Annotated in this window: 24 protein-coding genes; 19 read left to right on the plus strand and 5 right to left on the minus strand. The window is 44.2% G+C overall.

All coding sequences use genetic code 11. The features are described 5' to 3' along the window. The first annotated feature begins 42 nt into the window (after positions 1-42). The 5 genes from C4K46_RS03125 (at position 43) to C4K46_RS03145 (ending at position 3,086) form a co-directional block, all read left to right on the plus strand. Entirely contained in the window at positions 43-315 is a 273-nt protein-coding gene (locus tag C4K46_RS03125) for a PspC domain-containing protein (protein ID WP_209627321.1), read from the plus strand. A 180-nt stretch (positions 316-495) separates the two neighbouring features. After that, positions 496-1,431 (plus strand): HPr(Ser) kinase/phosphatase, encoded by a 936-nt coding sequence (hprK, locus tag C4K46_RS03130; protein ID WP_209627323.1) that lies wholly within the window; start codon positions 496-498, stop codon positions 1,429-1,431. Next, complete coding sequence (gene lgt, locus C4K46_RS03135; protein WP_209627325.1) at positions 1,424-2,209, plus strand: prolipoprotein diacylglyceryl transferase; 786 nt, start codon at positions 1,424-1,426, stop codon at positions 2,207-2,209. The genes hprK and lgt overlap by 8 nt, the downstream gene beginning before the upstream one ends. 15 nt (positions 2,210-2,224) lie before the next feature. Next, the gene (locus C4K46_RS03140; protein ID WP_209627327.1) at positions 2,225-2,605 is read left to right on the plus strand and encodes a DUF948 domain-containing protein; all 381 of its coding nucleotides are present in this window, start codon (positions 2,225-2,227) and stop codon (positions 2,603-2,605) included. 22 nt (positions 2,606-2,627) lie between these two features. Beyond that, complete coding sequence (locus C4K46_RS03145; protein WP_209627329.1) at positions 2,628-3,086, plus strand: YtxH domain-containing protein; 459 nt, start codon at positions 2,628-2,630, stop codon at positions 3,084-3,086. A gap of 159 nt (positions 3,087-3,245) precedes the next feature. Here C4K46_RS03145 and C4K46_RS03150 read toward each other — a convergent pair whose 3' ends face one another. Beyond that, positions 3,246-3,533 (minus strand): DUF3270 family protein, encoded by a 288-nt coding sequence (locus C4K46_RS03150; RefSeq protein ID WP_209627331.1) that lies wholly within the window; start codon positions 3,531-3,533, stop codon positions 3,246-3,248. Between the two features lie 134 nt (positions 3,534-3,667). On the opposite strand from C4K46_RS03150, the gene C4K46_RS03155 reads away from it, so the two are divergent. The 3 genes from C4K46_RS03155 (at position 3,668) to C4K46_RS03165 (ending at position 6,395) form a co-directional block, all read left to right on the plus strand. Continuing rightward, positions 3,668-4,597 carry a peptidase U32 family protein gene (locus C4K46_RS03155; protein WP_209627333.1) on the plus strand — a complete coding sequence of 310 codons (930 nt, stop codon included), beginning with the start codon at positions 3,668-3,670 and terminating at the stop codon, positions 4,595-4,597. Between the two features lie 177 nt (positions 4,598-4,774). Further along, positions 4,775-6,061: a peptidase U32 family protein gene (locus C4K46_RS03160; RefSeq protein WP_209627776.1), complete on the plus strand. Its 1,287-nt coding sequence runs from the start codon at positions 4,775-4,777 to the stop codon at positions 6,059-6,061. A gap of 19 nt (positions 6,062-6,080) precedes the next feature. Continuing rightward, positions 6,081-6,395 (plus strand): CHY zinc finger protein, encoded by a 315-nt coding sequence (locus C4K46_RS03165; RefSeq protein WP_209627335.1) that lies wholly within the window; start codon positions 6,081-6,083, stop codon positions 6,393-6,395. An 80-nt stretch (positions 6,396-6,475) separates the two neighbouring features. Here the strand turns inward: C4K46_RS03165 and C4K46_RS03170 are convergent, their stop codons facing one another. Beyond that, positions 6,476-6,838 (minus strand): hypothetical protein, encoded by a 363-nt coding sequence (locus tag C4K46_RS03170; protein WP_209627337.1) that lies wholly within the window; start codon positions 6,836-6,838, stop codon positions 6,476-6,478. Positions 6,839-6,918: 80 nt separating this feature from the next. On the opposite strand from C4K46_RS03170, the gene C4K46_RS03175 reads away from it, so the two are divergent. After that, positions 6,919-7,131, plus strand: coding sequence for a YdbC family protein (locus tag C4K46_RS03175; RefSeq protein WP_209627339.1), 213 nt, complete (start codon positions 6,919-6,921; stop codon positions 7,129-7,131). A 60-nt stretch (positions 7,132-7,191) separates the two neighbouring features. Here C4K46_RS03175 and C4K46_RS03180 read toward each other — a convergent pair whose 3' ends face one another. Beyond that, the gene (locus C4K46_RS03180) at positions 7,192-7,743 is read right to left on the minus strand and encodes a biotin transporter BioY (RefSeq protein ID WP_209627341.1); all 552 of its coding nucleotides are present in this window, start codon (positions 7,741-7,743) and stop codon (positions 7,192-7,194) included. 667 nt (positions 7,744-8,410) lie between these two features. Further along, positions 8,411-9,766, minus strand: coding sequence for a glutathione-disulfide reductase (gorA, locus tag C4K46_RS03185; protein WP_209627343.1), 1,356 nt, complete (start codon positions 9,764-9,766; stop codon positions 8,411-8,413). Positions 9,767-9,981: 215 nt separating this feature from the next. Between gorA and C4K46_RS03190 the strand changes: the two genes are divergently transcribed. From C4K46_RS03190 to C4K46_RS03205, 4 genes are all read left to right on the plus strand, one after another. Further along, positions 9,982-11,139 (plus strand): efflux RND transporter periplasmic adaptor subunit, encoded by a 1,158-nt coding sequence (locus C4K46_RS03190; RefSeq protein WP_209627345.1) that lies wholly within the window; start codon positions 9,982-9,984, stop codon positions 11,137-11,139. After that, positions 11,123-11,818, plus strand: coding sequence for an ABC transporter ATP-binding protein (locus tag C4K46_RS03195; protein ID WP_209627347.1), 696 nt, complete (start codon positions 11,123-11,125; stop codon positions 11,816-11,818). Before C4K46_RS03190 ends, C4K46_RS03195 begins: the two co-directional genes overlap by 17 nt. 3 nt (positions 11,819-11,821) lie before the next feature. Beyond that, positions 11,822-13,081, plus strand: a complete 1,260-nt coding sequence (locus C4K46_RS03200; RefSeq protein WP_209627777.1) for an ABC transporter permease — start codon at positions 11,822-11,824, stop codon at positions 13,079-13,081. Positions 13,082-13,379: 298 nt separating this feature from the next. Then, on the plus strand, positions 13,380-14,435 hold the full coding sequence (locus tag C4K46_RS03205) for an LLM class flavin-dependent oxidoreductase (RefSeq protein WP_209627349.1): 1,056 nt from the start codon (positions 13,380-13,382) through the stop codon (positions 14,433-14,435). Between the two features lie 214 nt (positions 14,436-14,649). On the opposite strand, the gene lysS is transcribed toward C4K46_RS03205, so the two are convergent. Then, complete coding sequence (gene lysS / locus C4K46_RS03210; RefSeq protein ID WP_209627351.1) at positions 14,650-16,146, minus strand: lysine--tRNA ligase; 1,497 nt, start codon at positions 16,144-16,146, stop codon at positions 14,650-14,652. Positions 16,147-16,587: 441 nt separating this feature from the next. Here lysS and C4K46_RS03215 point away from each other — a divergent pair, with 441 nt between their 5' ends. The 6 genes from C4K46_RS03215 to C4K46_RS03240 all read left to right on the plus strand — a co-directional run bounded on the left by C4K46_RS03215 (position 16,588) and on the right by C4K46_RS03240 (position 24,818). Next, entirely contained in the window at positions 16,588-19,284 is a 2,697-nt protein-coding gene (locus C4K46_RS03215; RefSeq protein WP_209627353.1) for a cation-translocating P-type ATPase, read from the plus strand. 563 nt (positions 19,285-19,847) lie between these two features. Next, positions 19,848-20,012: a hypothetical protein gene (locus C4K46_RS03220; RefSeq protein WP_209627355.1), complete on the plus strand. Its 165-nt coding sequence runs from the start codon at positions 19,848-19,850 to the stop codon at positions 20,010-20,012. A gap of 8 nt (positions 20,013-20,020) precedes the next feature. After that, positions 20,021-20,617 (plus strand): GNAT family N-acetyltransferase, encoded by a 597-nt coding sequence (locus C4K46_RS03225; RefSeq protein WP_209627356.1) that lies wholly within the window; start codon positions 20,021-20,023, stop codon positions 20,615-20,617. 103 nt (positions 20,618-20,720) lie between these two features. Further along, the gene (gene recJ / locus C4K46_RS03230; protein ID WP_209627358.1) at positions 20,721-22,940 is read left to right on the plus strand and encodes a single-stranded-DNA-specific exonuclease RecJ; all 2,220 of its coding nucleotides are present in this window, start codon (positions 20,721-20,723) and stop codon (positions 22,938-22,940) included. 9 nt (positions 22,941-22,949) lie between these two features. Then, positions 22,950-24,227 (plus strand): hypothetical protein, encoded by a 1,278-nt coding sequence (locus tag C4K46_RS03235; protein ID WP_209627360.1) that lies wholly within the window; start codon positions 22,950-22,952, stop codon positions 24,225-24,227. A gap of 78 nt (positions 24,228-24,305) precedes the next feature. Beyond that, positions 24,306-24,818, plus strand: coding sequence for an adenine phosphoribosyltransferase (locus C4K46_RS03240; RefSeq protein ID WP_209627362.1), 513 nt, complete (start codon positions 24,306-24,308; stop codon positions 24,816-24,818). The last annotated feature ends 14 nt before the right edge of the window (positions 24,819-24,832 follow it).

The raw sequence follows: 24,832 nt of genomic DNA on the forward strand, positions 1-24,832 counted from the left end.
CTGATAGAATAAGGTAAGTATTAGAAAAAGAAGGACAAAAGGATGAAGCTAAAGTTTTACAAATTAAGAAGAGGACGACTCATATCAGGGGTTTTGGCCGGTCTAGCAGATAGATTTGACTTTGACTTAAATCTCATTCGTTTTCTCTTTATCATTTTTACCATTGCAAACTTTGGACTGGGGGTCCTGATTTATATCTTGATGGCCACTGTTATGCCCTATAAGGAAGACCTAGAAGCCGATATGTATGGAACTGGCCCGCGTAAGCGCAAGGAAGCAGAACCGATAAAAGAAAATGATGCTTGGTTTTGGTAAGAGACGCCAATTTCCCCCAAATAAAGCCTCCTAATAGTGAGCTCGAGTTTAATCCCTCGGGCTCTTTCTGATTTATAGTGAAAGAAAATCTCCTATTTTCTGACCAAAAACGACTGTTAAAGTCTCTTTTAGCACAAAATTTGCTATAATAGAGAAAGAAGATTATAAAGGGGGCATTTAATGTCGGTTAAAGTAAAGGATTTACTAGAGAAGGTAAAAGTAGATTTAATCTATGGTGATGACCAATTATTAGAGAAGGTTATCCGGACAGCTGATATTTCCCGGCCTGGTTTGGAGATGACTGGCTACTTTGATTACTACTCCCCAGAGCGGATTCAGATTATCGGAATGAAGGAATGGTCCTATTTGAACGCCATGACTTCCCATAACCGTTATCAGGTCCTGCGCAAGATGTTTCAGCCAGAGACGCCAGTAATCATCGTGGCGCGTGGTCTGGACATCCAGCAGGAAATGCTGCAAGCAGCCAAGGAAAAAGGGATTGCTATCCTCAGGAGCTATACAGCAACCAGTCGCCTATCTGGTGAAATATCAAGTTACCTAGATTCGCGTCTTGCAGAGCGGACCAGTGTCCATGGAGTTTTGATGGATATCTATGGTATGGGGGTCTTGATTCAAGGAGACAGCGGAATCGGAAAGAGCGAGACAGGGCTAGAGCTAGTTAAGCGGGGACATCGGATTGTGGCTGATGACCGGGTAGATGTCTATGCCAAGGACGAGATGACTCTCTGGGGAGAGCCTGCTGAAATTCTTCGCCACCTCCTAGAGATTCGAGGAGTGGGGATTATTGATGTTATGAGCCTCTATGGTGCTAGTGCTGTCAAGGATTCATCTCCAGTGCAAATCGCTGTTTACCTAGAAAACTATACTACCGGCAAGGTCTTTGACCGTCTAGGAAATGGAGCTGAAGAGATTGAAATCGCTGGTGTGAGAATCCCACGGATTCGCATTCCCGTTAAGACTGGACGCAATATCTCAGTAGTTATCGAGGCGGCAGCCATGAACTACCGGGCCAAGGAAATGGGCTTTGATGCCACAAAAATATTTGAGGAACGTCTGACCCAGCTAATCAATAAGAATGAGGTGGCCAATGATTGATCCAGTTGCCCTCCGTTTAGGTCCAATCAGTATTCGTTGGTATGCCATCTGCATTGTTACTGGTCTGGTTTTGGCAGTCTATCTGGCTATGAAGGAAGCACCCCGCAAGAAGATGAGACCAGATGATATTCTGGATTTCATTTTAGTGGCCTTTCCCCTAGCTATTTTAGGGGCCCGCCTTTACTATGTAGCCTTTGAATGGGACTATTACAGTAAAAATCTAGGTCAAATTATTGAGATTTGGAATGGCGGAATCGCCATCTATGGTGGTCTTATAACTGGGGCCCTGGTTCTTTATTTCTTTTCCCAAAGGCGGCTCATCAATCCTCTAGATTTTCTAGATATTGCCGCTCCCAGTGTTATGATCGCCCAAAGCATTGGTCGCTGGGGAAATTTTGTCAACCAGGAAGCCTATGGGGCAGCGGTGAAAAGTCTTAACTACCTACCTGACTTTATCAAAAAGCAGATGTATATTGATGGTAGTTATCGCCAGCCAACCTTTCTCTATGAGTCCCTCTGGAACTTGCTCGGTTTTCTCATTATTCTCTTTTTACGCAGAAAACCCAAGCTCCTCAAGCAGGGAGAAATCACGGCCTTCTACCTGATTTGGTATGGTAGCGGTCGAATGGTCATTGAGGGCATGCGGACAGATAGTCTTATGTTCGTTGGTTTGCGCGTGTCCCAGTGGCTGTCAGTCCTCCTTATTTTGCTGGGGCTGACCTTGATTGCTTACCAGCGTCGGAAAAAAGATAGTCCCTACTATCAAGCTAGTAAATAGAAAATGGAGAAGAAAATGCTTGAAATTACCTTTAGTTTAGTCGCCCTTGCTTTGGTTGCCTTGATTATTTACGCTATCTTTCTAGTGATGAAGATTAGTCGGGTTGTTGATGAAACAGAAAAAACGATTCAGATTTTGACGACAGATGTCAATGTAACCCTCTATCAGACCAATGAACTCCTGGCCAAGGTCAATGTCTTGGCCGATGACATCAATGGGAAAATGGTCACCATTGACCCCCTCTTTACAGCAGTCGCTGACTTGTCCGAGTCTGTATCGGACTTGAACGATTCTGCTCGAAATCTTGGAAAGAAGGCAGTAGTAGCTGGTAGCAATACGGTCAAGACCAAGGCTGGTCTATCAGCCCTTCGCTTTATTTCTAAGCTCTTTAAATAAGATATATAGAAAGTAGGTTTATATGGGAAAATTTTCATCTATTCTATTAGGAACCATTTCTGGAGCAGCAGTTGCCTATTTCCTAACCAGCAAGAAGGGCCAGGAAGTAACAGCTAAAGTGACAGATTTTATCAAGGATGTCCAGGCCAATCCCGAAGATTTTCGAGATCAGGTCTTTCAAACCGCTAATGATTTTACCAATCAAGCAGTAGAGCGAGTGTCAGAAGTCAAAGAAAAGGTGGCAACTGGCCAAATCACAGGAGAAACTGTCCTTACCTCTGTAAAGGAGCAGGCCCAGGCAGCTCTCAACTTGTCTCCAGATAAATTTCAAGGCATCAAGGATAAATTGCAGGAGGAAAATATTGGGAGGGACGACCTCCTAGCCTCCATTCAGGAGCAGGCTCAAGCCTTGGAAGAAAAAGTTCACTTTCTTCAGTCAGAAGACATTGTCATCGACCTGGATGAAAAAGAGAAAGACTAAAATAGATAAAAGCCCTGCTTGGAAATCGAGCAGGGCTTTTGCGTATTTAAGAGTTGGCTTAGTCGCTTCACCATGGGCGAGAGAAGCATAACTATTTGAAGGCAGAACAAAAATTCTCACTTTGAAATGAGAATTTTTTGCTATGTGTATGGGCTTTTACTAATTGGCTTTTTTAAATTTTAAAAACATACGGTAGCTCTGAATGCTAGCTAGACTAGCTGTAATAGCTAGGGCAAAAGCAGCAAAGGTATTCATCTTGAATGACAGGAAGACAAAGCTAAAAATAGCAGTTAAGATACAGAAGGCTGCGATGTTCAAAAAGAACAAAAGTTCACTAAGGCGCGGAGCCGTTTCTGCTTCTGGTATGTATTCCTGATAAAGTGGTAATTGATTTTCAGAACTTTCTTGGTAGGTGTAATTCTCTTCTTGGTATTTTCTTATTGCCATATTCTCTCTCCTTACAGTACTCTACTATTTTATCACGATTTAATAGAGAAAAATATTACAGAAAAGTTACAAAAAGGATAAAAAAACTTTTCAGAAGATGAACAGAAGCAAAAAATTGTGTTATAATAAAAAATATGGAAGAGATAATTATTACTGCAACCGCAGAAAGTATCCCACAAGTAGCCCAACTCCTGGAAGTAGGAGTGGACCGGATTTATGTCGGAGAAAAGGACTATGGTCTCCGCCTCCCCCATACCTTTTACTATGAGGAGCTGCGCCAAATTGCGCGAATGGTCCACGAGGCCGGCAAGGAGTTGACAGTAGCTGTCAATGCTCTGATGCACCAAGAGATGATGGACAAGGTCAAGCCTTTTTTAGACTTTTTGTGTGAGATTAAGGTTGATTATATCACCGTTGGTGATGCTGGTCTTTTTTATGTCATCAATCGGGACGGCTATCCACTAAAAACTATCTATGATGCTTCAACCATGGTCACTAGCAGTCGACAGATCAACTTTTGGGGACAAAAGGCAGGAGCAGCAGAGGCTGTTCTAGCCCGAGAAATTCCAGCAGCCGAGTTATTTAAGATGCAGGAAAACCTAGAGATTCCCGCAGAGATACTGGTCTATGGAGCCAGTGTCATTCACCACTCCAAGCGGCCGCTCCTGCAAAATTACTACAATTTCACTCACATTGATGATGAAAAGAGTCGTCAGAGGGACTTGTTCTTGGCTGAACCCAATGATCCAAGCAGCCATTACTCCATCTTTGAGGATAATCATGGGACCCATGTCTTTGCCAATAATGACCTGGATTTGATGACCAAGCTAGATGAGTTGGTTAGCCACGGCTTTACCCACTGGAAGTTGGAGGGCCTCTATACCCCAGGACCTAATTTTGTAGAGATTGCCAAACTTTTTGTCCAGGCCCGCCAGTTGATTAAGGATGGAAAGTTCACTGCCGATCAGGCCTTTCTCCTTGATGAGGCCCTGCATGGCTATCACCCTAAAAATCGTTTTTTGAGTCCCGGTTTCTACGATTATACACCGGACATGGTCAAATAAGAAGAAGCTGTCAAGCCATACTTGGACAAGTGTCTAAGTATGGCTTTTTCTTTTTTTCTTAAAAAATGAGAATTGTGAAAACATTTACTAGCCCTGGATCAAGCCTTGCTTTTGCCCCTTCTTTGCTATAAAATAAAGATAGAACATCAAGAACTATATTGCAAATAGGAGAAAATGATGACAAAAAAATTGAAACGCCCAGAGGTTTTGGCACCAGCTGGAACCCTGGAAAAGCTAAAGGTAGCTATTCGCTATGGGGCTGATGCTGTCTATATTGGCGGTCAGGCCTATGGCCTGAGAAGTCGGGCTGGAAACTTCACCTTTGAAGAGATGGAGGAAGGCATCCAGTTTGCTCGTGAGCATGGAGCCAAGGTCTATGTAGCTGCTAATATGGTCACCCATGAGGGGGATGAAGAAGGAGCTGGAGCCTGGTTTCGTAAGCTGAGGGATATTGGGATTGCGGCTGTTATTGTTTCTGATCCAGCCTTGATTATGATTGCGGCGACTGAAGCTCCAGGCCTAGAAATTCATCTATCAACCCAGGCCAGTGCCACCAACTATGAAACCCTAGAGTTTTGGAAGAATCTGGGCCTGACCCGGGTCGTCCTAGCCAGAGAGGTTTCCATGGCTGAGTTGGCAGAGATTCGCCAGCGGACGGATGTGGAAATCGAAGCCTTTGTCCATGGAGCCATGTGTATCTCTTATTCGGGGCGCTGTACCCTGTCTAACCACATGAGTATGCGCGATGCCAATCGGGGAGGTTGCTCCCAGTCCTGTCGCTGGAAGTATGACCTCTACGATATGCCCTTTGGCCGGGAAAGACGTAGCTTAAAAGGGGAAATTCCTGAAGAATTTTCCATGTCTGCTGTCGATATGTCCATGATTGATCATATCCCTGATATGATTGAAAATGGGGTGGATAGCTTAAAAATTGAAGGACGGATGAAGTCCATTCACTATGTCTCCACCGTTTCTAATTGCTATAAAGCTGCGGTAGATGCTTACCTAGAAAGCCCAGAAAAGTTTGAAGCCATCAAACAAGACCTGGTCGATGAGATGTGGAAGGTGGCCCAGCGTGAGCTAGCGACCGGCTTTTACTATGGTACTCCGACAGAAAATGAACAGCTCTTTGGCGCTCGTAGAAAAATTCCAGAGTATAAATTTGTTGCAGAAGTTGTCGCTTATGACCCTCAGAAAAAGCTAGCTACCATTCGACAGCGCAATGTCATCAATGAGGGAGATCAAGTTGAATTTTACGGTCCCCATTTCCGGCACTTTGAGACCAAGATTAAAAATTTGCGCGATGCCCAAGGCCAAAAGATTGAGCGGGCACCAAAACCGATGGAGCTTTTAACCATCGACCTGGACCAACCGGTTTACCCAGGAGATATGGTGCGGGGACTAAAGGAAGGTCTCATCAATCTTTATCAAGAGGATGGCAGTAGTTTAACGATTCGTGCCTAGCTGAAGTGAAGGAGGAAAGATGATGAGGGTGTTTGGTCTTGAAATAGATGAGGAGACTCGCTGTCTCCACTACCACAGTGACCTGGATATCGTAGCTCTCAAATGCTGGGCTTGTCAGGACTATTTTTCCTGCTACCAATGTCACGATTCCTTGAGAGACCATCACTTTGTAGCTTATCCATCTAAGCAAAAGTCTGACAAGGTTGTCCTTTGTGGGGCCTGTAAGAGTGAGCTAACTATTTCTCTATATCGGGGGCAGTTGAGCTGTCCAAATTGCAAGCGGGCCTTTAATCCGGCCTGTAAAAACCACTATGACCTCTACTTTAGGGATTAGTTGGCTGGTCTCTTTCTCCTTTTAGAATAGATTGGCTATTAAGAAAACAAAAAAATCCTCCCCTTAGCTCTTTGAGATGCTTAAGAGGGAGGATTTTTGCTTTTGTCTTTGAGGGAGACGGAAGTTTGTTGGGCCCTTTTGATGGTGTTGGGCACCAGGCTAATCCGTTTGATGTCGGCAATCCGGATGATGATGGACATACTCTTTCTGAAATTTTTGACGATGAGTTGCTGCCTGTCCTGGTCATATTTGAGAATATCCCCGGTAAAGCTCCGATCCAGAAAGATGACATGGATGCCTGATTTCTTTCTGAGGGCCAAATCAATCATCTCCTGGACGCGGTTACTATTTTCAAGCAGGGGGTCGGTCTTTTTATCATTTAAAAAATCATTGGTTTTATCAATGAGCATTTTGAGAAATTTTTTCATGGCTAAAATCTCCATAACTTGTTACAATATATTATAACCTATTTTTTTGTGAAATTCTAAGATTTTGCGAATTTATGATGTAGAAAGGAGAAAAAATGGCAGACTTTACTTTTGAAATCGAAGAAAAACTGCTAGTCCTATCAGAAAATGACAAGGGCTGGACCAAGGAGTTGAACAGGGTCAGCTTTAATGGGGCTCCTGCCAAGTATGATTTACGGACCTGGAGTCCGGATCATAGCAAGATGGGCAAGGGAATTACTCTGACCAATGAGGAGTTTCAGGTTCTAGTAGAGGCTTTCAAGAACTAGGAGTTTTCAGTATAAAAGAGGTTGCCGGAGCAACCTCTTTTGTTTTTAGCTGTCTTCCCCTCAAACCTTGCTGGACGAAAAGTAGGAATGATTTTTTAGCGCCCTAAAGATAGGAAGGCTGACTAGGCAAATCAGGACAATTTTTAGTAGGTCTGGCAGGATAAAAGGGACGACTCCCACCGTAAAGGCCTGAGCCAGGCTAGTTGCGCCAGATGTTAAGAAAACTAGGCCCAAGACCCCACCTAAGAAAGTCAGGGTGGCCCCTAGGAGGTTGGCTAAAAAGATCTGATAAAGCTTACTATTGGGCTTGGTCAGGCTGGAAGTGACAGCGGCATAGGCTAGGTCAAACCAGAGGTAGCCGGCCGTAGGTCCAGTCAGAACATGAAAACCAGCTGCTCCACCAGCAAAAACAGGAAGCCCAATGGCACCTAAAAGCAGATAGAGTCCCACTGCCCAAACTGCCTCTCGGCGATGAAAGATAGTAGCTACTAAGCCGATAGCGAAGTTTTGCAGGGTCAGGGGAACGGTCCCCAAGGGAAGGGTGAATTGAGCTAGTACAGCAATTAGGGCAGCGCCGACTGCTGCAAGAGCCAAGGAAAATGTTGTCCGCAAGATAGTTAACCTCTCTTTTTATTTATGGTAACTATTATAAAGGAAAATACTTAAATGTCAAGATAATTCTTAAGCCCCTAAGGGTAAAAGAGGAGGGAGGCAGAAGCTATACCCAAATCATAGCTCTTAGTATTTATTAGACTTGACAGGGAGGTCTATAAAAATAGCCCCTCTAGCCGGTAGGGCTAGAGGGGCCTCTTGTATCAACCTTTTTTCCTTTTGGCGCGAAAGGCTAGAAATATAAAACCAAAGATGGCCAAGATATTGAGAACAAGCAAGGCTAGGCCTTTAAAGACTGATTTGGATTTGCGCATAAAACCTCCTTCAAACGAGAACAAGTTTATCTGCCTATAGTCTAGCAGGAAAAAAATAATAAGTCAAGATGATTAGGGACAGTAAAAATTTGACAGGCTGATTTTTATTATATATAATATAACTGTATAATTATTTTATATATAAATAATTGAGTTATCTAAGAAGGAGGTATCATTTAGTAGTTTATCTAGTAAAGCCCTTTATTGGTCTAGCTATCTTACAAAGATGTAAGACAAGAGGAAGGATTGTAAGTTTAAGTTATGGCAGCTTGCTTCCTTTTAGGTTAGGATAGACTTAGTCACTAAGAATATAGCTAAAAAGAGCAGGCTTGTGCCTACTCTCAATGCTATTTTTAACGCATGGTGACAAATTCTTCAGAGGCTGTCGGGTGGATGGCGACAGTGGCATCAAAGTCAGACTTGCTTGCCCCCATCTTGATGGCAACAGCAAAGCCTTGAATCATTTCGTCCACCCCGTAGCCGATACCATGGAGGCCGACCACCTTTTCATCTGGACCAGCAGTAATCAGCTTGAAGCGAGTTAGCTGGCGGTGGGAGGTGACAGCACTATACATGGAGGCAAATTCGGAAGTATAAACCTTTAGCTGGTCTGCTCCATAACGCTCTTTGGCTTCTTTTTCGGTCAGACCGACTGTGCCGATAACGGGGTGGGAAAAGACGACGGTTGGAATGTTTTCATAGTCCATTTTAGCCTCATCTTTTCCATTAAAGAGACGCTCGGCTAGGGTTCGTCCGGCCTTGATCGCAACAGGAGTCAATTCCTTTTCCCCGGTCACATCGCCCAAGGCGTAGATACCGGGAACATCTGTGTTTTGATACTGATCAACGGCGATGAAACCACGTTCTGTGAGGGTCACACCAGCAGCTTCCAGATTCAAGCCTTCTACATTTGGTTTTCGGCCAGCAGCCCAGATAACCTTTTGGGCTTGGTGGTGGCTACCATCAGCAAAGTAGATTTTAATACTGCCGTCAGCCAATTTTTCCAGCCTTTCTGGAACCTTGTGGGTATGGAGGGCCAGACCTGACTTATCCATTTCTTCTACCAGGCCTTGGACGATATAGTCATCAAAGCTACGCAAGGGACGATCTCGCCGAACAAAGAGGTCGGTCTTGACTCCTAGGGCATGGAGAACTCCGGCTAGCTCCACAGCGATATAGCCAGCGCCAAGGATAGCGACAGACTGGGGTAGCTCCTCCCAAGCAAAAACATCATCAGAATTCTCACCAAGCTCGGCACCAGGAATGACTGGTAGGGCAGGGTGGGCACCTGTGGCAATGACGATATGCTTGGCCTTGATGATTTGGTCCCCAACCTCAAGGGTGTGGGCATCGACAAAGCGGGCCCGGCCTTCGATGAGTTCGACGCCGTTGCGCTTGAAGCTCCCGTCGTAGGAAGATCTGGCCCGATCGATATAGGCCTCACGATGCTTGCGGAGCTGCTTGAAGTCAAATTGATGGTCCTTGGCACTAAAGCCATAGTCTGGTCCATACTGGTGGATGGCCTCGGCAATCTGGGCGCCATACCACATGATTTTCTTAGGGACGCAGCCCTTGTTGACACAGGTGCCTCCCAGCTGCTTTTCTTCGATGACAGCAGCCTTGGCTCCATGCTCCCCTGATCGGTTCATGGTAGCAATACCGCCACTGCCTCCTCCGATAGCAACAATATCAAATTCTTTTACATTCATAATAGAAACTCCTTCTTTTGTTTAGATGAAGATATTGTACCGCTTTTGAAATTTGAAAGCAAAAATTTGCTACGGTAGGTAAAAAAACAAAAATATTTTAGGCGATTCAAGAGCAGAATTTTACTTTTCAAGAAAACAGAAAAAATTTACAATGGTTTTCAACCAAATGTGATATAATTAACAGCGAATAAACGTTTTCATCAGGAGGGAAAAAGATGAAAAAAATGAAGAAATGGCAACTATTTACATTGATTGGCGTGGCGACTGTAGTTGTCATCGGTGCCGCCAGCATGCTTTTGACAGGAAACAAGTCCAGTCAGGCAAAGACAGACAGTAAATTTAAGGTAGAGGCTGTTCAAGAAGGCTCAGTAGCTTCTTCGGTTTTGCTATCAGGAAATGTCTCTGCCAATAAAGAACAGTATGTCTACTATGATAGTACCAAGGGAGACTTGGATAATGTTTCAGTCAATGTCGGTGATCAAGTAACGGCTGGTCAAGCCCTGGTCCAATACAAGAATGCAGAAGCCCAGTCAGCCTATGATACGGCTGTGCGTGCCTTAAATAAGGTTGACCGCCAAATCTATAACTTGAAAACCTACGGGACAACTGTTGAAGTAACGGGTGATGAGGCCACAGACCAGCAGACTAGTAATAGTGCTCAGCGCTCTGTCGATGACCAATTAAAAGATCTGCAAGATTCACGCGCAGATGCGGCAGATAATGTCAATAAGGCCAAGGCGGCCTTGGATGCCACAACGGTTACTAGCAATGGTGAAGGGACTGTCGTTGAGGTTAACCGGGATGTCTCTAAATCAACAACTGGCTCTAGCCAGACCCTGGTCCACATTGTAAACAACGGGAACTTGCAGGTCAAGGGGGAGTTGTCCGAGTACAACTTGGCCAATCTTTCGGTCGGCCAAGAAGTAAGTATTACTTCTAAGGTTTACCCTGATAAGACCTGGACTGGTAAGATTAGCTACATCTCTAATTATCCAAAGGAAAGCCAAGCAGCAGCTGCGGCAGCAAGCTCTGGCACTAGCGGTGGAGGTAGCAGTGTTAAATACCCATTCACAATTGACTTGACGAGTGAGGTGGGGGAATTGAAGCAAGGTTTCTCTGTCAATATTGAGGTAAAGAATAATACCCAGGGAATCCTAGTACCAGTGTCTAGTGTGGTTGAGGACAAGGATAAGAACTATGTTTGGACTCTTGATAAGAATGGAAGTGCTAAAAAGGTCGAAGTTACTCTAGGTAGTGCCGATGCTGAAAAACAAGTGATTTCAGCCGGTTTGACCAAGGACAGCAAGGTTATCAGCAATCCAAACAGCAGCCTAAAAGACGGTCAAGAGGTTGAATATGAAGAAACTCATTAAGCTAGAAGATATCACTAAAAGCTATCGTAATGGGGATCAAGAACTGCAAGTTTTAAAGCATATTAGTTTGGAAGTTGAGGAAGGCGAGTTTGTGGCCATTATGGGACCGTCTGGTTCGGGTAAGTCGACCTTGATGAATATTATCGGCATGCTGGACCGCCCGTCCAGCGGTCGCTACTATCTGGAAGAACAAGAAGTAGCCGGTCTGGGTGAGAAGAATCTAGCCAAGGTCCGCAACCATCAAATCGGTTTTGTCTTTCAACAGTTTTTCCTACTTTCAAAACTAAATGCCCTGCAAAATGTGGAGTTGCCCTTGATTTACGCTGGCGTCCATCAGTCTAAGAGAAAAGAGTTGGCCAAGCAGTTTTTAACCAAGGTCGAATTGAAGGAGCGGATGCACCATTTGCCGTCTGAGCTTTCAGGTGGGCAAAAACAGCGGGTAGCCATCGCCAGAGCCCTGGTCAATAGTCCCTCGATTATCCTTGCGGACGAACCGACTGGAGCCTTGGATACCAAAACAGGTGTGCAAATCATGAACCTTCTGACTGATTTGAATAAGGAGGGAAAAACCATCATCATGGTTACCCACGAACCTGAAATTGCGGCCTATGCCACTCGCCAAATCGTCATTCGTGACGGCTTGATTACCGAGGATAGCAGTCAGAAAGGAGGCCAATAGATGTTGCAAAATTGGAAATTTGCTCTGAGCTCCATTTGGGGGCACAAGATGCGGGCCTTTCTGACCATGCTAGGAATCATTATCGGGGTCGCCTCGGTTGTTGTGATTATGGCCTTGGGAAACGGGATGAAGGCTGGGGTGACTGGTACGCTGACCAAGGACCAGCAGTATGTTTCCCTCTTTTATAATCCTAAAAAAGGGGACTATATCTCTGGTGTTAACTTGAACGGTTCAGCAGACTCTGATGAAGATATTAGCAATAGTACGGTAGAACCTCCTAAAATCCAAGAGGCTTGGATCAAAGAATTGACCAAGATTAAGGGGATTGATGGCTACTATGTCAGCAATAATACCAAGGCGGATTTCAGTAGTCGTAATAAGAAGGCCAATAATGTCGACATTACAGGTGTCAATGCCACCTTCTTTAAAATGGGTGGTTACAAGCTAGTAACTGGTCGTTGGCTTTCTCCCGCAGACTATCAGAATTTTTCTCGAGTGGTGATGTTGGATGAGCCCCTGGCCCAAAAGCTCTATGGCGGTATCCGTAATTCCCTCAACCAAATTGTCACCTTAGGTGAGACTTCCTATCGGGTGGTCGGAGTGTTTAAAAATCCGAATGCAGGGACTTCTGTCCTGGGTGCTTCATCTGGGGGAACAGCCATCATGGCTAATACCCAGTTGGCTTCTGAATTTAATGTGGATGAAATCCAAACGCCCTATATTCATGTGGCAGAGCCTGAACAAATTAAAAATGTTGGTGTGGAAGCTGCGAAACAGTTGACCAAACTTTCTGGTGTGCCAGAAGGACAATTCCAAATTTTCAATTTGGATAAGGTTCTCGGGCAAATCAATACGATTGTTTCCATGATGACGGGTGTTGTCGGAGCCATTGCAGGTATTTCCCTCTTGGTCGGAGGTATCGGTGTGATGAACATCATGTTGGTATCAGTAACCGAGCGGACACGAGAAATCGGTCTACGCAAGGCCTTGGGTGCGACTAGGGGCAATATCTTGACCCAATTTCTGATTGAGTCCATGGTCTTGACCATGATTGGTGGCTTGATTGGACTAGGCTTGGCCTATGGTCTCAACACTTTAATTGGTGCGGTTGCTGGTAAGTCTCTAGGTGGACCGCCAACCGTCTCGCCTCTAGTAGCTATTGGTAGCATTGCCTTCTCAGCAGCTGTCGGGATTGTCTTTGGGATTCTCCCAGCCAATAAGGCTTCAAAACTTGATCCGATTGAAGCCCTGCGTTACGAATAAAACTAAAAGATTGGAACTTGCTTCCAGTCTTTTTATTATGGCTTGTGGCTAGCTATCTAAAGTAAAGATCCAGAAAAGTGTTACTAGACGGAAGCGCTCTTGACAGTTGGACAAAAGGTTATACTTTTAGTGGCAACTGGAGAACTTTTAGCTGATTTTTTGATACGAGAGAAGCCCCAGTAATTTTCCTTCCTGGAGTGGTTCTTTGGGCAATTTTTCCTAGTAAGCCAATTTTTTGATTTTATTACTAACTAGTGATAAACTAAGGTCATACTAAAGCAGTACGGAGGAAATAAAAATGATTGAACTTGGAATTTCTACTTTTGGTGAAACAACAGCCCTGGAGGGAAGTGGGCAAGTCTTTTCTCATGATGAGCGCATCAGACAGCTAGTAGCAGAGATTGAACTGGCGGACAAGGTCGGTCTGGATGTCTATGGCCTTGGTGAACACCACCGAGCAGACTTTGCTGTATCGGCACCAGAGATTGTCCTGGCGGCAGGGGCGGTAAATACCAAGAAGATACGCCTGACTAGTGCTGTCAGTATCCTCTCTAGCATGGACCCGATTCGTCTCTATCAGCAATATGCAAGTATTGATGCCCTATCCAATGGTCGGGCTGAAATCATGGCTGGGCGGGGCTCTTTTACCGAGTCCTTCCCCCTCTTTGGCTATGACTTAAAAGACTACGACCAGCTCTTTGATGAAAAATTGGACCTGCTCCTCTATGCCAATCAGGAAAGCAAGCTAAACTGGAAGGGAACCCATACCCAGACCATTCCCAATCGGGAGGTCTATCCAAGGGCAGTCCAGAAAGGGGGCCTACCCATCTGGGTGGCAACTGGAGGCCATGTCGAGTCAACCATTAAGATTGCGCAGATGGGACTTCCTATTGTCTATGCCATTATCGGAGGCAATCCCAAGTACTTTAAGGGCTTGGTTGACGCTTATCGCAAGATTGGCCGGGAAAATGGTTTTGGATTAGAGCAATTAAAGGTCGGAGCGCACTCCTGGGGCTTTATCATGGAGGATGGTCAAGAGGCGGTCGAGCGCTATTTCCACCCAACCAAGCAGGTGGTTGATGCCATTTCCAAGGATCGGCCCCACTGGTCTCCTATGACCTATGATCAATATTTGCAGCAGCTAGGACCTGACGGAGCCATGTTTGTCGGCAATCCAGACCAGGTGGCAGACAAGCTGATTAAGATGATTGAGACCTTGGGTCTCAACCGCTTTATGCTCCACCTACCTCTGGGCTCCATGCCCCACCAAGATGTCCTTAAGGCTATTGAACTCTTTGGGACCAAGGTAGCGCCAAAAGTGCGGGCCTACTTTGCCATGAAGGAAGAAAAGTAAAGAAAGAAGAGGTTGCAGTGAGCGACCTCTTTTTAGTTGGACAAGAATGAGTATCAATAATCGGAAGTTTTGACTGGCAAAATAAAATTGTATCGGATATGCTTGAATGAAAAGTCGGCTTCTTTTAGCTCATTTTGGAATCGATAGGAGAAGAAAAAGAAAGCCCTAGCTGACTTAGCTAGGGACTTTTTATGAGGAAGGTTTTACCTTCTGCTTAATTATTCTTCATGGTTGGGAAGAGCAGGACATCGCGGATGGTAGTGGTGTCTGTGAGGAGCATGCAGAGGCGGTCAATACCGATACCCAGACCACCAGTTGGTGGCATACCGTATTCTAGAGCTTCCACGTACTCATAGTCAATACCAGTTGCTTCATCGTCTCCCAACTCCTTAGCCGCAGCTTGGGCTTCAAAGCGGGCCAGCTGATCAATCGGATCGTTTAGCTCGGTAAAGGCATTGGCGTATTCCTTGGTCATGATAAAGAGCTCGAAGCGGTCGGTAAAGCGAGGGTCTTCTGGATTTTTCTTAGCCAGAGGGGAGACTGCCACAGGGTGACCGTAGACAAAGGTTGGTTGAATCAAGCTTTCTTCGACATATTCTTCAAAGAAGGCATTGATGATGTGGCCGACCTCGGTATAGTGCTTCTCTACTGGTACTTGCTTTTCCTTGGCAAGGGCAGCGGCTTCTTCAAAGGTCATATCAGCCCAGAAGTCGATACCGGTCGCTTCCTTAATGGCATCTACCATGTGGACCCGCTTGAAGGGCTCGTTAATCTTGATTTGAGTTCCTTGATAGTCGATTGGTCCATCTCCCTTGACAGCAATGGCAGCATGCTGGATGATGCCTTCTGTCAGGTCCATGACGTCCTCAAAGTCTGCATAGGCTTGGTAGACTTCAATGGAGGTAAACTCAGGATTATGGGTAGCGTCCATTCCTTCATTACGGAAGATGCGGCCAATTTCATAGACCCTTTCCATACCACCAACGATGAGGCGTTTGAGGTGGAGTTCGGTCGCAATTCTGAGAACCATTTCCATATTTTGCGCATTGTGGTGGGTTGTGAAAGGTCGAGCGGCAGCTCCACCAGCCTGGTTGTGGAGGACTGGTGTTTCCACTTCCAAGAAATCTTGCCCGTCCAGATAGCGGCGGATTTCAGAGATGATTTTAGAGCGGGTCACGAAGCGGTCAAAGCTTTCACGGTTGGTGATAAGGTCCAGATAGCGCTGGCGGTAGATGATTTCCTGGTCGGATAGGCCATGGAATTTTTCTGGTAGGGGCCGGAGAGACTTTGAAAGGTGGGTGATGTGGCTGGCCTTGATGGATAATTCTCCCATATCGGTCCGCATAACCTCTCCCTCGATACCCAAGAAGTCACCCAGGTCGGCTTTCTTGAAGATTTCATAGTTTTCTTCACCGACTTCGTCCTTGCGGACATAGATTTGAATTTGGCCTTGGCGGTCTTGGATGTGGGCGAAGCCAACCTTTCCTTTTCCACGCTTGGTCATCAAACGTCCAGCAATGGTCGCGCTAGCTCCCAGGTCATGCAGCTGGTCCTTGTCCTTGTCTGCATAGAGTCCTTTGAGTTGGCCAGAGTTGGCAGTGCGCTCAAAGCGTTTACCAAAGGGGTCGATGCCCTTTTCAGCCAGGGCTGCCATTTTTTCGCGGCGAATCACTTGTTGATCGTTTAATTCTTTCGAATGTTCAGTAGTCATTTACTTCCTCCTAGAGTTTTCCTACCTATTCTATCATAAAAAGAGAGGAAATTCACCTATCTTTCCCGAGAAAATAAGAAAAATCTAGTAGGGAGAGGCTGACTAGGGAGACCAGAAAGGTCTTGGCTGAAAAGGACTTTTAAAACTTGGCTGGAAAATGGAATTCCTGGTTGAAAAATTACTGGAATTTGGTTATAATAAGAATACTCAAGGGAGTAGCTGGCGGAATATCCGCGTCAAGGTCGTCAATACGAAAGCAATTTCCGGCCTTGAATGAAATAGCGAGACTTGTTTTTGGACAGGTCTCTTTTTTGTATTCTGAAAACGATTTAGTCTGCAAAAAAGGCCTGAGTGCAGTAAGTTTGTTTGAAATGAGAAAACTTTCTATATCTAGAGGGCAGTCCTGGTTTTAGACAGCTTCAATCTTAGAGGAGGTATGTCGTGTCAAAAGAACAAAAACACGAGAAGTTTTACACGCAAGATGTCGAAGAAGTCTTGCGTCAGGTAGAAAGCTCTGAAGAGGGGCTGACAACTGCTGAGGCGCAGAAGCGCCTGGACAGCTACGGTCATAATGAGCTGGAAGAAGGGGAAAAGAAGACCCTTTTGATGAAGTTCATCGAACAATTTAAGGATTTGATGATTATTATCCTATTGATTGCGGCGGGTCTATCTGTTCTAGCCGAAGGCCTGCATGGTCTAACAGATGCTATCATTATCCTATTAGTCGTTGTCCTCAATGCAGCCTTTGGTGTTTATCAAGAAGGCAAGGCTGAGGAGGCAATCGAGGCCCTCAAGTCCATGTCTAGTCCCCTGGCTCGGGCCTTGCGGGACGGCCATGTGACCGAAGTGGACTCCAAGGACCTGGTTCCTGGAGACGTGGTTATCCTTGAGGCTGGTGATGTAGTCCCTGCCGATATGCGGCTAATGGAGGCCAATTCCCTCAAGATTGAAGAGGCGGCCTTGACAGGTGAGTCTGTCCCTGTAGAAAAGGATGTTAGCCTAGAGGTGGCTGCGGATGCCGGTCTAGGAGACCGGGTCAATATGGCCTTCCAAAACTCCAATGTCACCTACGGTCGGGGAGTTGGTGTCGTGGTCAATACTGGTATGTTTACCGAGGTTGGCCATATCGCAGGTATGCTCCAAGGGGCTGATGAAACAGATACTCCCCTCAAGCAAAACCTTAATCAACTATCCAAGTTTTTGACCTATCTGATTTTAGTCATTGCTGCTATTACCTTTGTCGTTGCGGTCTTTGTCCGCGGGGAAAATCCCCTGGCTGGTCTTATGACCTCGGTAGCCCTAGCGGTTGCGGCTATTCCAGAAGGTTTACCAGCTATCGTGACCATTGTCCTAGCCTTGGGAACCCAAGTTTTGGCCAAGCGTAATTCGATTGTCCGCAAGTTGCCGGCTGTGGAGACACTAGGTTCGACTGAAATTATCGCCTCTGATAAGACTGGAACCCTGACCATGAATAAGATGACGGTTGAAAAAGTCTTTTATGACGGGCAACTCCATGCTTCAGATGAGGACTTGGCTCTGGGGCTTGACTTGCCAGTTCTACGCTCAGTCGTGCTAGCCAATGATACCAAGATTGACCAAGAAGGCAAGCTGATCGGAGATCCGACTGAAACGGCCTTTATCCAGTTTGCCCTAGACAAGGGCTATGATGTCAAGGGCTTTTTAGAAAAATACCCTCGGGTAGCCGAGTTGCCTTTTGATTCTGAGCGCAAGCTCATGTCTACGATCCACCCTCTAGAAAATGGCCAATACCTAGTGGCTGTCAAGGGGGCGCCAGACCAACTCTTGAAACGCTGTGTGGCGCGTGATAAGGCAGGGGAAGTTGCTGCCATTGATGAAGAAATTTCGCAACTGATTAAGACCAATAATTCAGAGATGGCCCACCAAGCCTTGCGGGTCCTGGCTGGTGCCTACAAGGTTATCGATGAGATTCCTAGTGATTTGACTTCGGAAAATCTGGAAGCGGACCTAATCTTTACAGGTCTTATCGGAATGATTGACCCAGAGCGGGCCGAGGCGGCCGAGGCCGTACGAGTGGCCAAGGAAGCGGGCATTCGTCCAATCATGATTACTGGGGACCACCAAGATACGGCAGAAGCCATTGCCAAACGGCTAGGAATTATCGAAGAAGGCGATAGTGTGGATCATGTCTTGACTGGTGCTGAGCTTAATGAGCTGTCAGATGCGGACTTTGAAAAGGTAGTCGGTCAATATTCGGTTTACGCTCGCGTATCACCTGAGCACAAGGTGCGGATTGTCAAGGCTTGGCAAAACCAAGGCAAGGTCGTTGCCATGACAGGTGATGGGGTCAATGATGCCCCAGCCCTTAAGACAGCGGACATCGGTATCGGTATGGGAATTACTGGTACAGAAGTATCCAAGGGAGCTTCTGATATGATTTTGGCTGATGATAACTTTGCAACCATCATCGTGGCTGTTGAGGAAGGACGTAAGGTCTTCTCTAATATTCAAAAGACCATTCAATACCTCCTTTCAGCCAATACAGCAGAAGTCTTAACTATCTTTTTAGCCACCCTCTTTGGTTGGGATGTCTTGCAGCCAGTTCATCTGCTCTGGATTAATCTGGTAACAGATACCTTCCCAGCTATTGCCCTAGGAGTAGAGCCGGCCGAACCGGGTGTGATGACCCACAAGCCTCGGGGACGCAAGTCTAGCTTCTTCTCAGGTGGTGTCATGAGCTCCATTATTTACCAAGGTCTCCTTCAAGGTCTCCTGGTGCTGGCAGTTTACGGCTATGCCCTGATGAATCCAGTCCACCTAGGAGATAGCAAGGCCATTCATGCTGACGCCTTGACTATGGCCTTTGCGACTCTAGGACTCATCCAGCTCTTCCATGCCTACAATGTCAAGTCAGTCTACCAGTCTATCCTCAAGGTCGGACCATTCAAGTCCAAGACCTTTAACTGGTCTATCCTGATTTCCTTTGTCCTTTTGGCGGCAACTATTGTCATCAAGCCCCTACAAGGAATCTTCCATGTGACCGAGTTGGATCCGTCACAATGGCTAGCTGTTCTGGTTGGAAGCTTCTCCATGATTGTCATTGTTGAATTGGTTAAATTTATCCAAAGAAAACTTGGCTTTGATAAGAATGCCATTTAAGGTAGCAAGTCTGCGACAGAAGTCGCAGGCTTTTTTATTAAAAGTCAGTCCGGAAGAACTTCTAGGTGGGAGGAGGAGATTTGTGTCTGATTCTTACTAAATTCCCACAACCTAAACCGGGCGCTCCTGGGGCATTATGGAGAAGATGAAGTGATAGTTAGTGAACGCTAGCTATTACTCTATAAATCAAGAAACTGTAGTAACCCAGTCTACCATCTCAAATATCTTGAACGGAAAGAGGTAGGCTAATAGCTTGACCACTTGAGGTTACAAGTAAATTAACGAAATACTGAAAAAGTTGTAAATCAATCGAAATTTGAAGTATCTAAAAAAGTATTTGCTATCTGTACATTTTTTAAAAAAGTCCAAAAAACATGAATTACATATATAAAAAAGTTTTGTATACTATATATTGATTTAAGAAGGTGATTTCTTAGGTATTTCAGCTATAAAATCAACATATAGTGGTTTTGACAACTAACATTCATTTGTTGTACAATATAGTTGTTTATAATACATCAGGTAGATGATATGTTCAACATTGGAACGGAAGGAGAGAAAAAATGGCTACAAAAAGTTTTACAACAGATTTTGTATTCACCAGAAAATCAGCTGACAATTTTATTTCTGCATTAACAAATAATAAAAGACCTAATCTCTCTCATATACAAAACACAAAAGAAATAACTAAAATAGAGGCGATAAAAGCTATTTTTAGTAAGGAATAATAATTTTAATGGTTGATGTATATATTATTTCGTTAAGTGATTTATTGGCTGCGGTGGGAGATGAAGAGAGCAAGTCAATATTACAACAATTTAAAGGACGAAAAGCGGACACTTCCACACCTCATGATGTGGAAGTGTTTTTACATAAAAAAGCTATTGACTTTGAAAGGTCAGCTATTTCTACTACTCATTTAGTTTTTGAGGCTGAAACAAATCTTTTATTGGGATTTTTTTCATTGACAATGAAACCATTGAAGATGAATAAAAAGAATTTTGAAAAGTTGAGTAATACAAGAAAGAAAAAACTATTAAGAATAGGGCGAAGAACTTCTGATCAGAAATATGAAGTAAATGGTTATCTTATAGGTCAGTTAGGGAAAAATCATATTGAAGAAATAGACCAAAAAATAACTGGAAATGAACTACTAACTTTAGCTTACAAAAAAGTCAAGGAAGCATCTCAGATTATCAGATGCAAGTATGTGTGGCTAGAATGTGAAGATACCGAAAAATTGATTAGTTTTTATACAAAGTTTGGTTTTTCGGAGGTCGAAGACTATATTTCGAAGAACAATTTAAAAATTATGATAATGAAATTAGATTAGGAAGCTAGTATAATATTGTACTGGGCTTTTTATTTCTAAATTTTGTAAAGTTTCGGAATGTGCGTTATAATAGTAAAAGATTTTAGAGAAAGAGTTATCATTCATGATTAAAGCCAAATATGACTGGCAGTTTGCCCCTAATTTTTCGGATCAAGAGTTTTTGAAGCTGGCGAAAAAGGCTGGTTTGGAGCCGGCAGCGGCGGGTCTCCTCTATCAAAGAGGGATTCAGACCCAGGAGGAGTTGCAGCAGTTTTTAAGTCCTGACTTGGAAGATTTGCATGATCCCTATCTTCTACATGATATGAAAAAGGCTGTCGAGCGAATCAGACAGGCTATTGAGACTGGCGAGCAAATCTTGATTTATGGGGACTATGATGCCGATGGGATGACCTCGGCCTCCATTGTCAAGGAAGCTTTGGAGCAGTTGGGAGCTGACTGTCAGGTCTATCTGCCCAATCGTTTTACAGATGGTTATGGCCCCAATGCCAGTGTTTACAAATACTTTATCGAAAATCAAGGGATTTCACTGATTATCACGGTTGATAATGGAGTGGCTGGCCTAGAAGCTATTGAGCTGGCCCAGGAAATGGGGATTGATGTCATTGTGACCGACCACCACTCTATGCCGGAGGTCTTGCCGGCTGCCTACGCCTTGATTCACCCGGAGCACCCGGATGCTGACTATCCCTTTAAGCACTTGGCCGGCTGTGGGGTGGCCTTTAAGCTGGCAACGGCCCTCCTAGAGGAAGTCCAGCTAGAGCTGCTTGACTTGGTGGCTATTGGGACCATAGCGGATATGGTCAGCCTGACGGGGGAAAATCGAATCCTGGTTAAGTATGGTTTGGCTGTCTTAAAAGAAACCCAACGAATCGGTCTCCAAGAGCTGTTTGTGATTGCCGGCATTCAGACCGAGGAGCTAAATGAGGAAACGGTTGGCTTTCAGCTGGCACCTAGGCTTAATGCCCTGGGGCGTTTGGACGACCCTAATCCGGCTATCGAGCTATTAACAGGCTTTGATGAGGAAGAGGCGCGGGAGCTAGCTTTGATGGTTAATCAGAAAAATGAGGAACGCAAGGAACTGGTCCAGACTATTCAGGATGAGGCTAGGAGCATGCTGGACTTGACCAAGCCGGTCCAGGTCCTGGCTAAGGAGGGTTGGAATCCAGGAGTGCTTGGCATTGTGGCAGGACGTCTTTTGGAAGAATTGGGTCAGCCAGTTATCGTCCTCAATATTGACCGGGGAGTGGCCAAGGGCAGTGCCCGCTCCATTGAAGCAGTGGATATTTTTGCGGCCTTAGACGGCCATCGGGATATTTTTCAGGCTTTTGGGGGTCATGCTGGAGCGGCTGGGATGACCTTGGACCAGGCTAATTTGCCCCAGTTATCTGATTTATTAGTGGCCTATATCAAAGAGCAGGAGCTAGATTTGTCCCAAAAAGCGCCCCTTCTACTTGATGAAGAGCTCTTGCTGGCAGACTTGAGTCTGGATAGTTTGAAGAGCTTTGAAAAGCTGGCTCCTTTTGGCATGGATAATAAAAAACCGGTCTTTTATCTCAAGGACTTTAAGGTAGAGCAGGCTCGGACCATGGGTCAAAACAATGCCCACCTCAAGTTGAAAGTGGCCCAGGAAGGGGCTAGTTTTGAGGTGGTGGCCTTTGGTTTAGGAGCCTTGGCCAATGAGTTTGCCCAGGCCAAGCAGTTGGAGTTAGCAGTTAGCCTGTCGGTCAATCGCTGGAATGGTCAAGCCAGTCTGCAACTCATGCTGCTAGATGCTAGGGTGGAAGGGGTCCAGCTCTTTAATATTCGAGGTAAAAAAGCGGCCCTGCCAGACCAGGTCCCAGTCCTTTCCTTCAGCAAGGACCTGCCTGATTTAAGCCAGGCCCAGGCGGTGGTTATTTATGATTTGCCCCAGGATTTACAGGTGCTCAAGGATATTTTAGCCGAGCATGATTTTCAGGCCATTTACTTTAAAAATGAAGTCAAGGAAAATTACTATCTGACCGGCTATGGCACCAGAGAGCAGTTTGCCCGTCTCTACAAGACCATCTATCAATTTCCAGAGTTCGACATTCGCTACAAGCTCAAGGATCTAGCGACCTATCTAAGGCTGGAGCCCATTTTATTGGTTAAAATGATTCAAATCTTTGAAGAATTAGGCTTTGTCAGCATTAAGGACGGGGTCATGACGGTCAATAAGGAGGCTAGTAAACGCGAGATTGAGGAAAGTCAGATTTACCAAGACCTGAAAAGGATTGTCAAGGAGCAAGAGCTGATGACCCTAGGAACGGTGGAGGAGATTTATGACTATCTGATGGCTGACTAGGAGACGATTATGAAGTATGGGATATTACTGTTAATTTTATTTATAATAATACTTGTTTATACCGTGTGTGAAATCATTGTCGAAGAAGATAAAGAAAGGAACAATTTTTTAATAAAAAGTTTTGTCGTTTCTTTCTTCTTTCTGTTTCTTCCAGCTTTGGCAATATCGTATATAGAATATACTACAAATGATATTGGAGATATATTTTTATCTATAATATATTATTTTATGTATTGTTCTATGTTTTTCTTGCTAAAAATAGCTTGGCAAATTAGAAAATTCTTTTCTAAAAAAAATCAAAATAAATATTTTAAAAAGGAAGATAATGACAAAGAACCATCGAATAGTAGTAAAATAGATACTGGACTTAGGAAAATTTTAACTGGAAGTATTGCCATAACAGTTATTTTTTTCTTATTTATATTTTATGGAAATAACATACGAGATATTTTATCACTAGTATCATTTATTTTTGGAGCTATGTTTGATAAAATTATTGCCCTCTTAAAAGGTCCCAAAGATGTAGAAGATAAGATTTCAGATGAACTAAATTATACTTTTGAACATTTCGCACCTCTGTTTTTTTATATTATGGCTGTGTCAATATTTTTTATTTCGATTATCTATAAACCGCTCCTTTATTATTTGCTAGAGCAAAAATTTATTGTTTTAGTACAGCTAGTCCAGTATAAAATTTTTCTAACTATCATTTTGTTTCTTATATGTTTCTACGTAGTATTGTTTGGATTGGCAATACTTAGTAAAAAGAAAACGGAAAATAAAAAAGCTAAAATAAATAACTCTTTGAAGAAGAAAATAGATGAAATTCTAAAATCATTGTGCAAGAATTTTTATATTTTAGTCCCGTATATGCTGTTATTTCTTATCCTATTCCAAAGTTTTTTTATAAGAGAAACAAAAGACTATTCAAAAGGTATCTCTAAATTTAAAGAAGTAGTAAATTCTTCTACAGTAAAACAAAAAATGTCAGATATAACTAGTATCAGTGTTCAGGATATAAAAGTTTATCCTAGGGTAGAGAAAAATACTTATCTTCTTGTTGTAGTTCCAAAGAAAGTAAAATATATTGAACAAGGAAAATCTCAGGAATTGGCTGATTATCTTTTGCAGATAGAGCGGGCTACTTTTATAAACAATAGTTTGCCATTACTGAAGATAGTTGCTCATAGAGATTATCCCAACGATAAAGTATTAGAGACACTCTATGAAAGAAATATTGATATACAAGAAGGCGAAAGCGAAATGATGCCGTATAGAGCGGAATAATTCCTAGCTCTTTCTTTTACATTCCCTTAAAACGTGGTATAATAGGGAGTAAAAAATTTTATAAGAGAAAGAAAAAATATGGATTTAAAAGATTATATTGCTACGATTGAAGACTACCCACAGGAAGGGATTACCTTCCGCGATATTAGCCCGCTGATGGCTGATGGCAATGCTTATAGCTATGCGGTCAGGGAGATTGTTCAATATGCGACCGATAAAAAAATCGACATGATTGTCGGACCAGAAGCGCGTGGCTTCATCGTTGGTTGTCCAGTGGCCTACGAGTTGGGAATTGGTTTTGCGCCTGTCCGTAAGCCAGGCAAATTGCCAAGAGAGGTCATCAGTGCCGACTATGAAAAAGAGTATGGTCTAGATACCTTGACCATGCACGCCGACTCTATCCAGCCTGGTCAGAGGGTCTTGATTGTGGATGATTTACTGGCTACTGGTGGGACGGTCAAGGCGACCATTGAGATGATTGAGCGTCTGGGTGGCGTGGTTGCTGGTTGTGCCTTCTTGATTGAGCTGGACGAGCTCAAGGGTAGAGAAGCTATCGGTGACTACGATTACAAGGTCTTAATGCACTATTAGATATAGCTTGAAAC

The organism is Streptococcus oricebi (assembly GCF_017883985.1).
GTDB lineage: Bacteria > Bacillota > Bacilli > Lactobacillales > Streptococcaceae > Streptococcus > Streptococcus oricebi.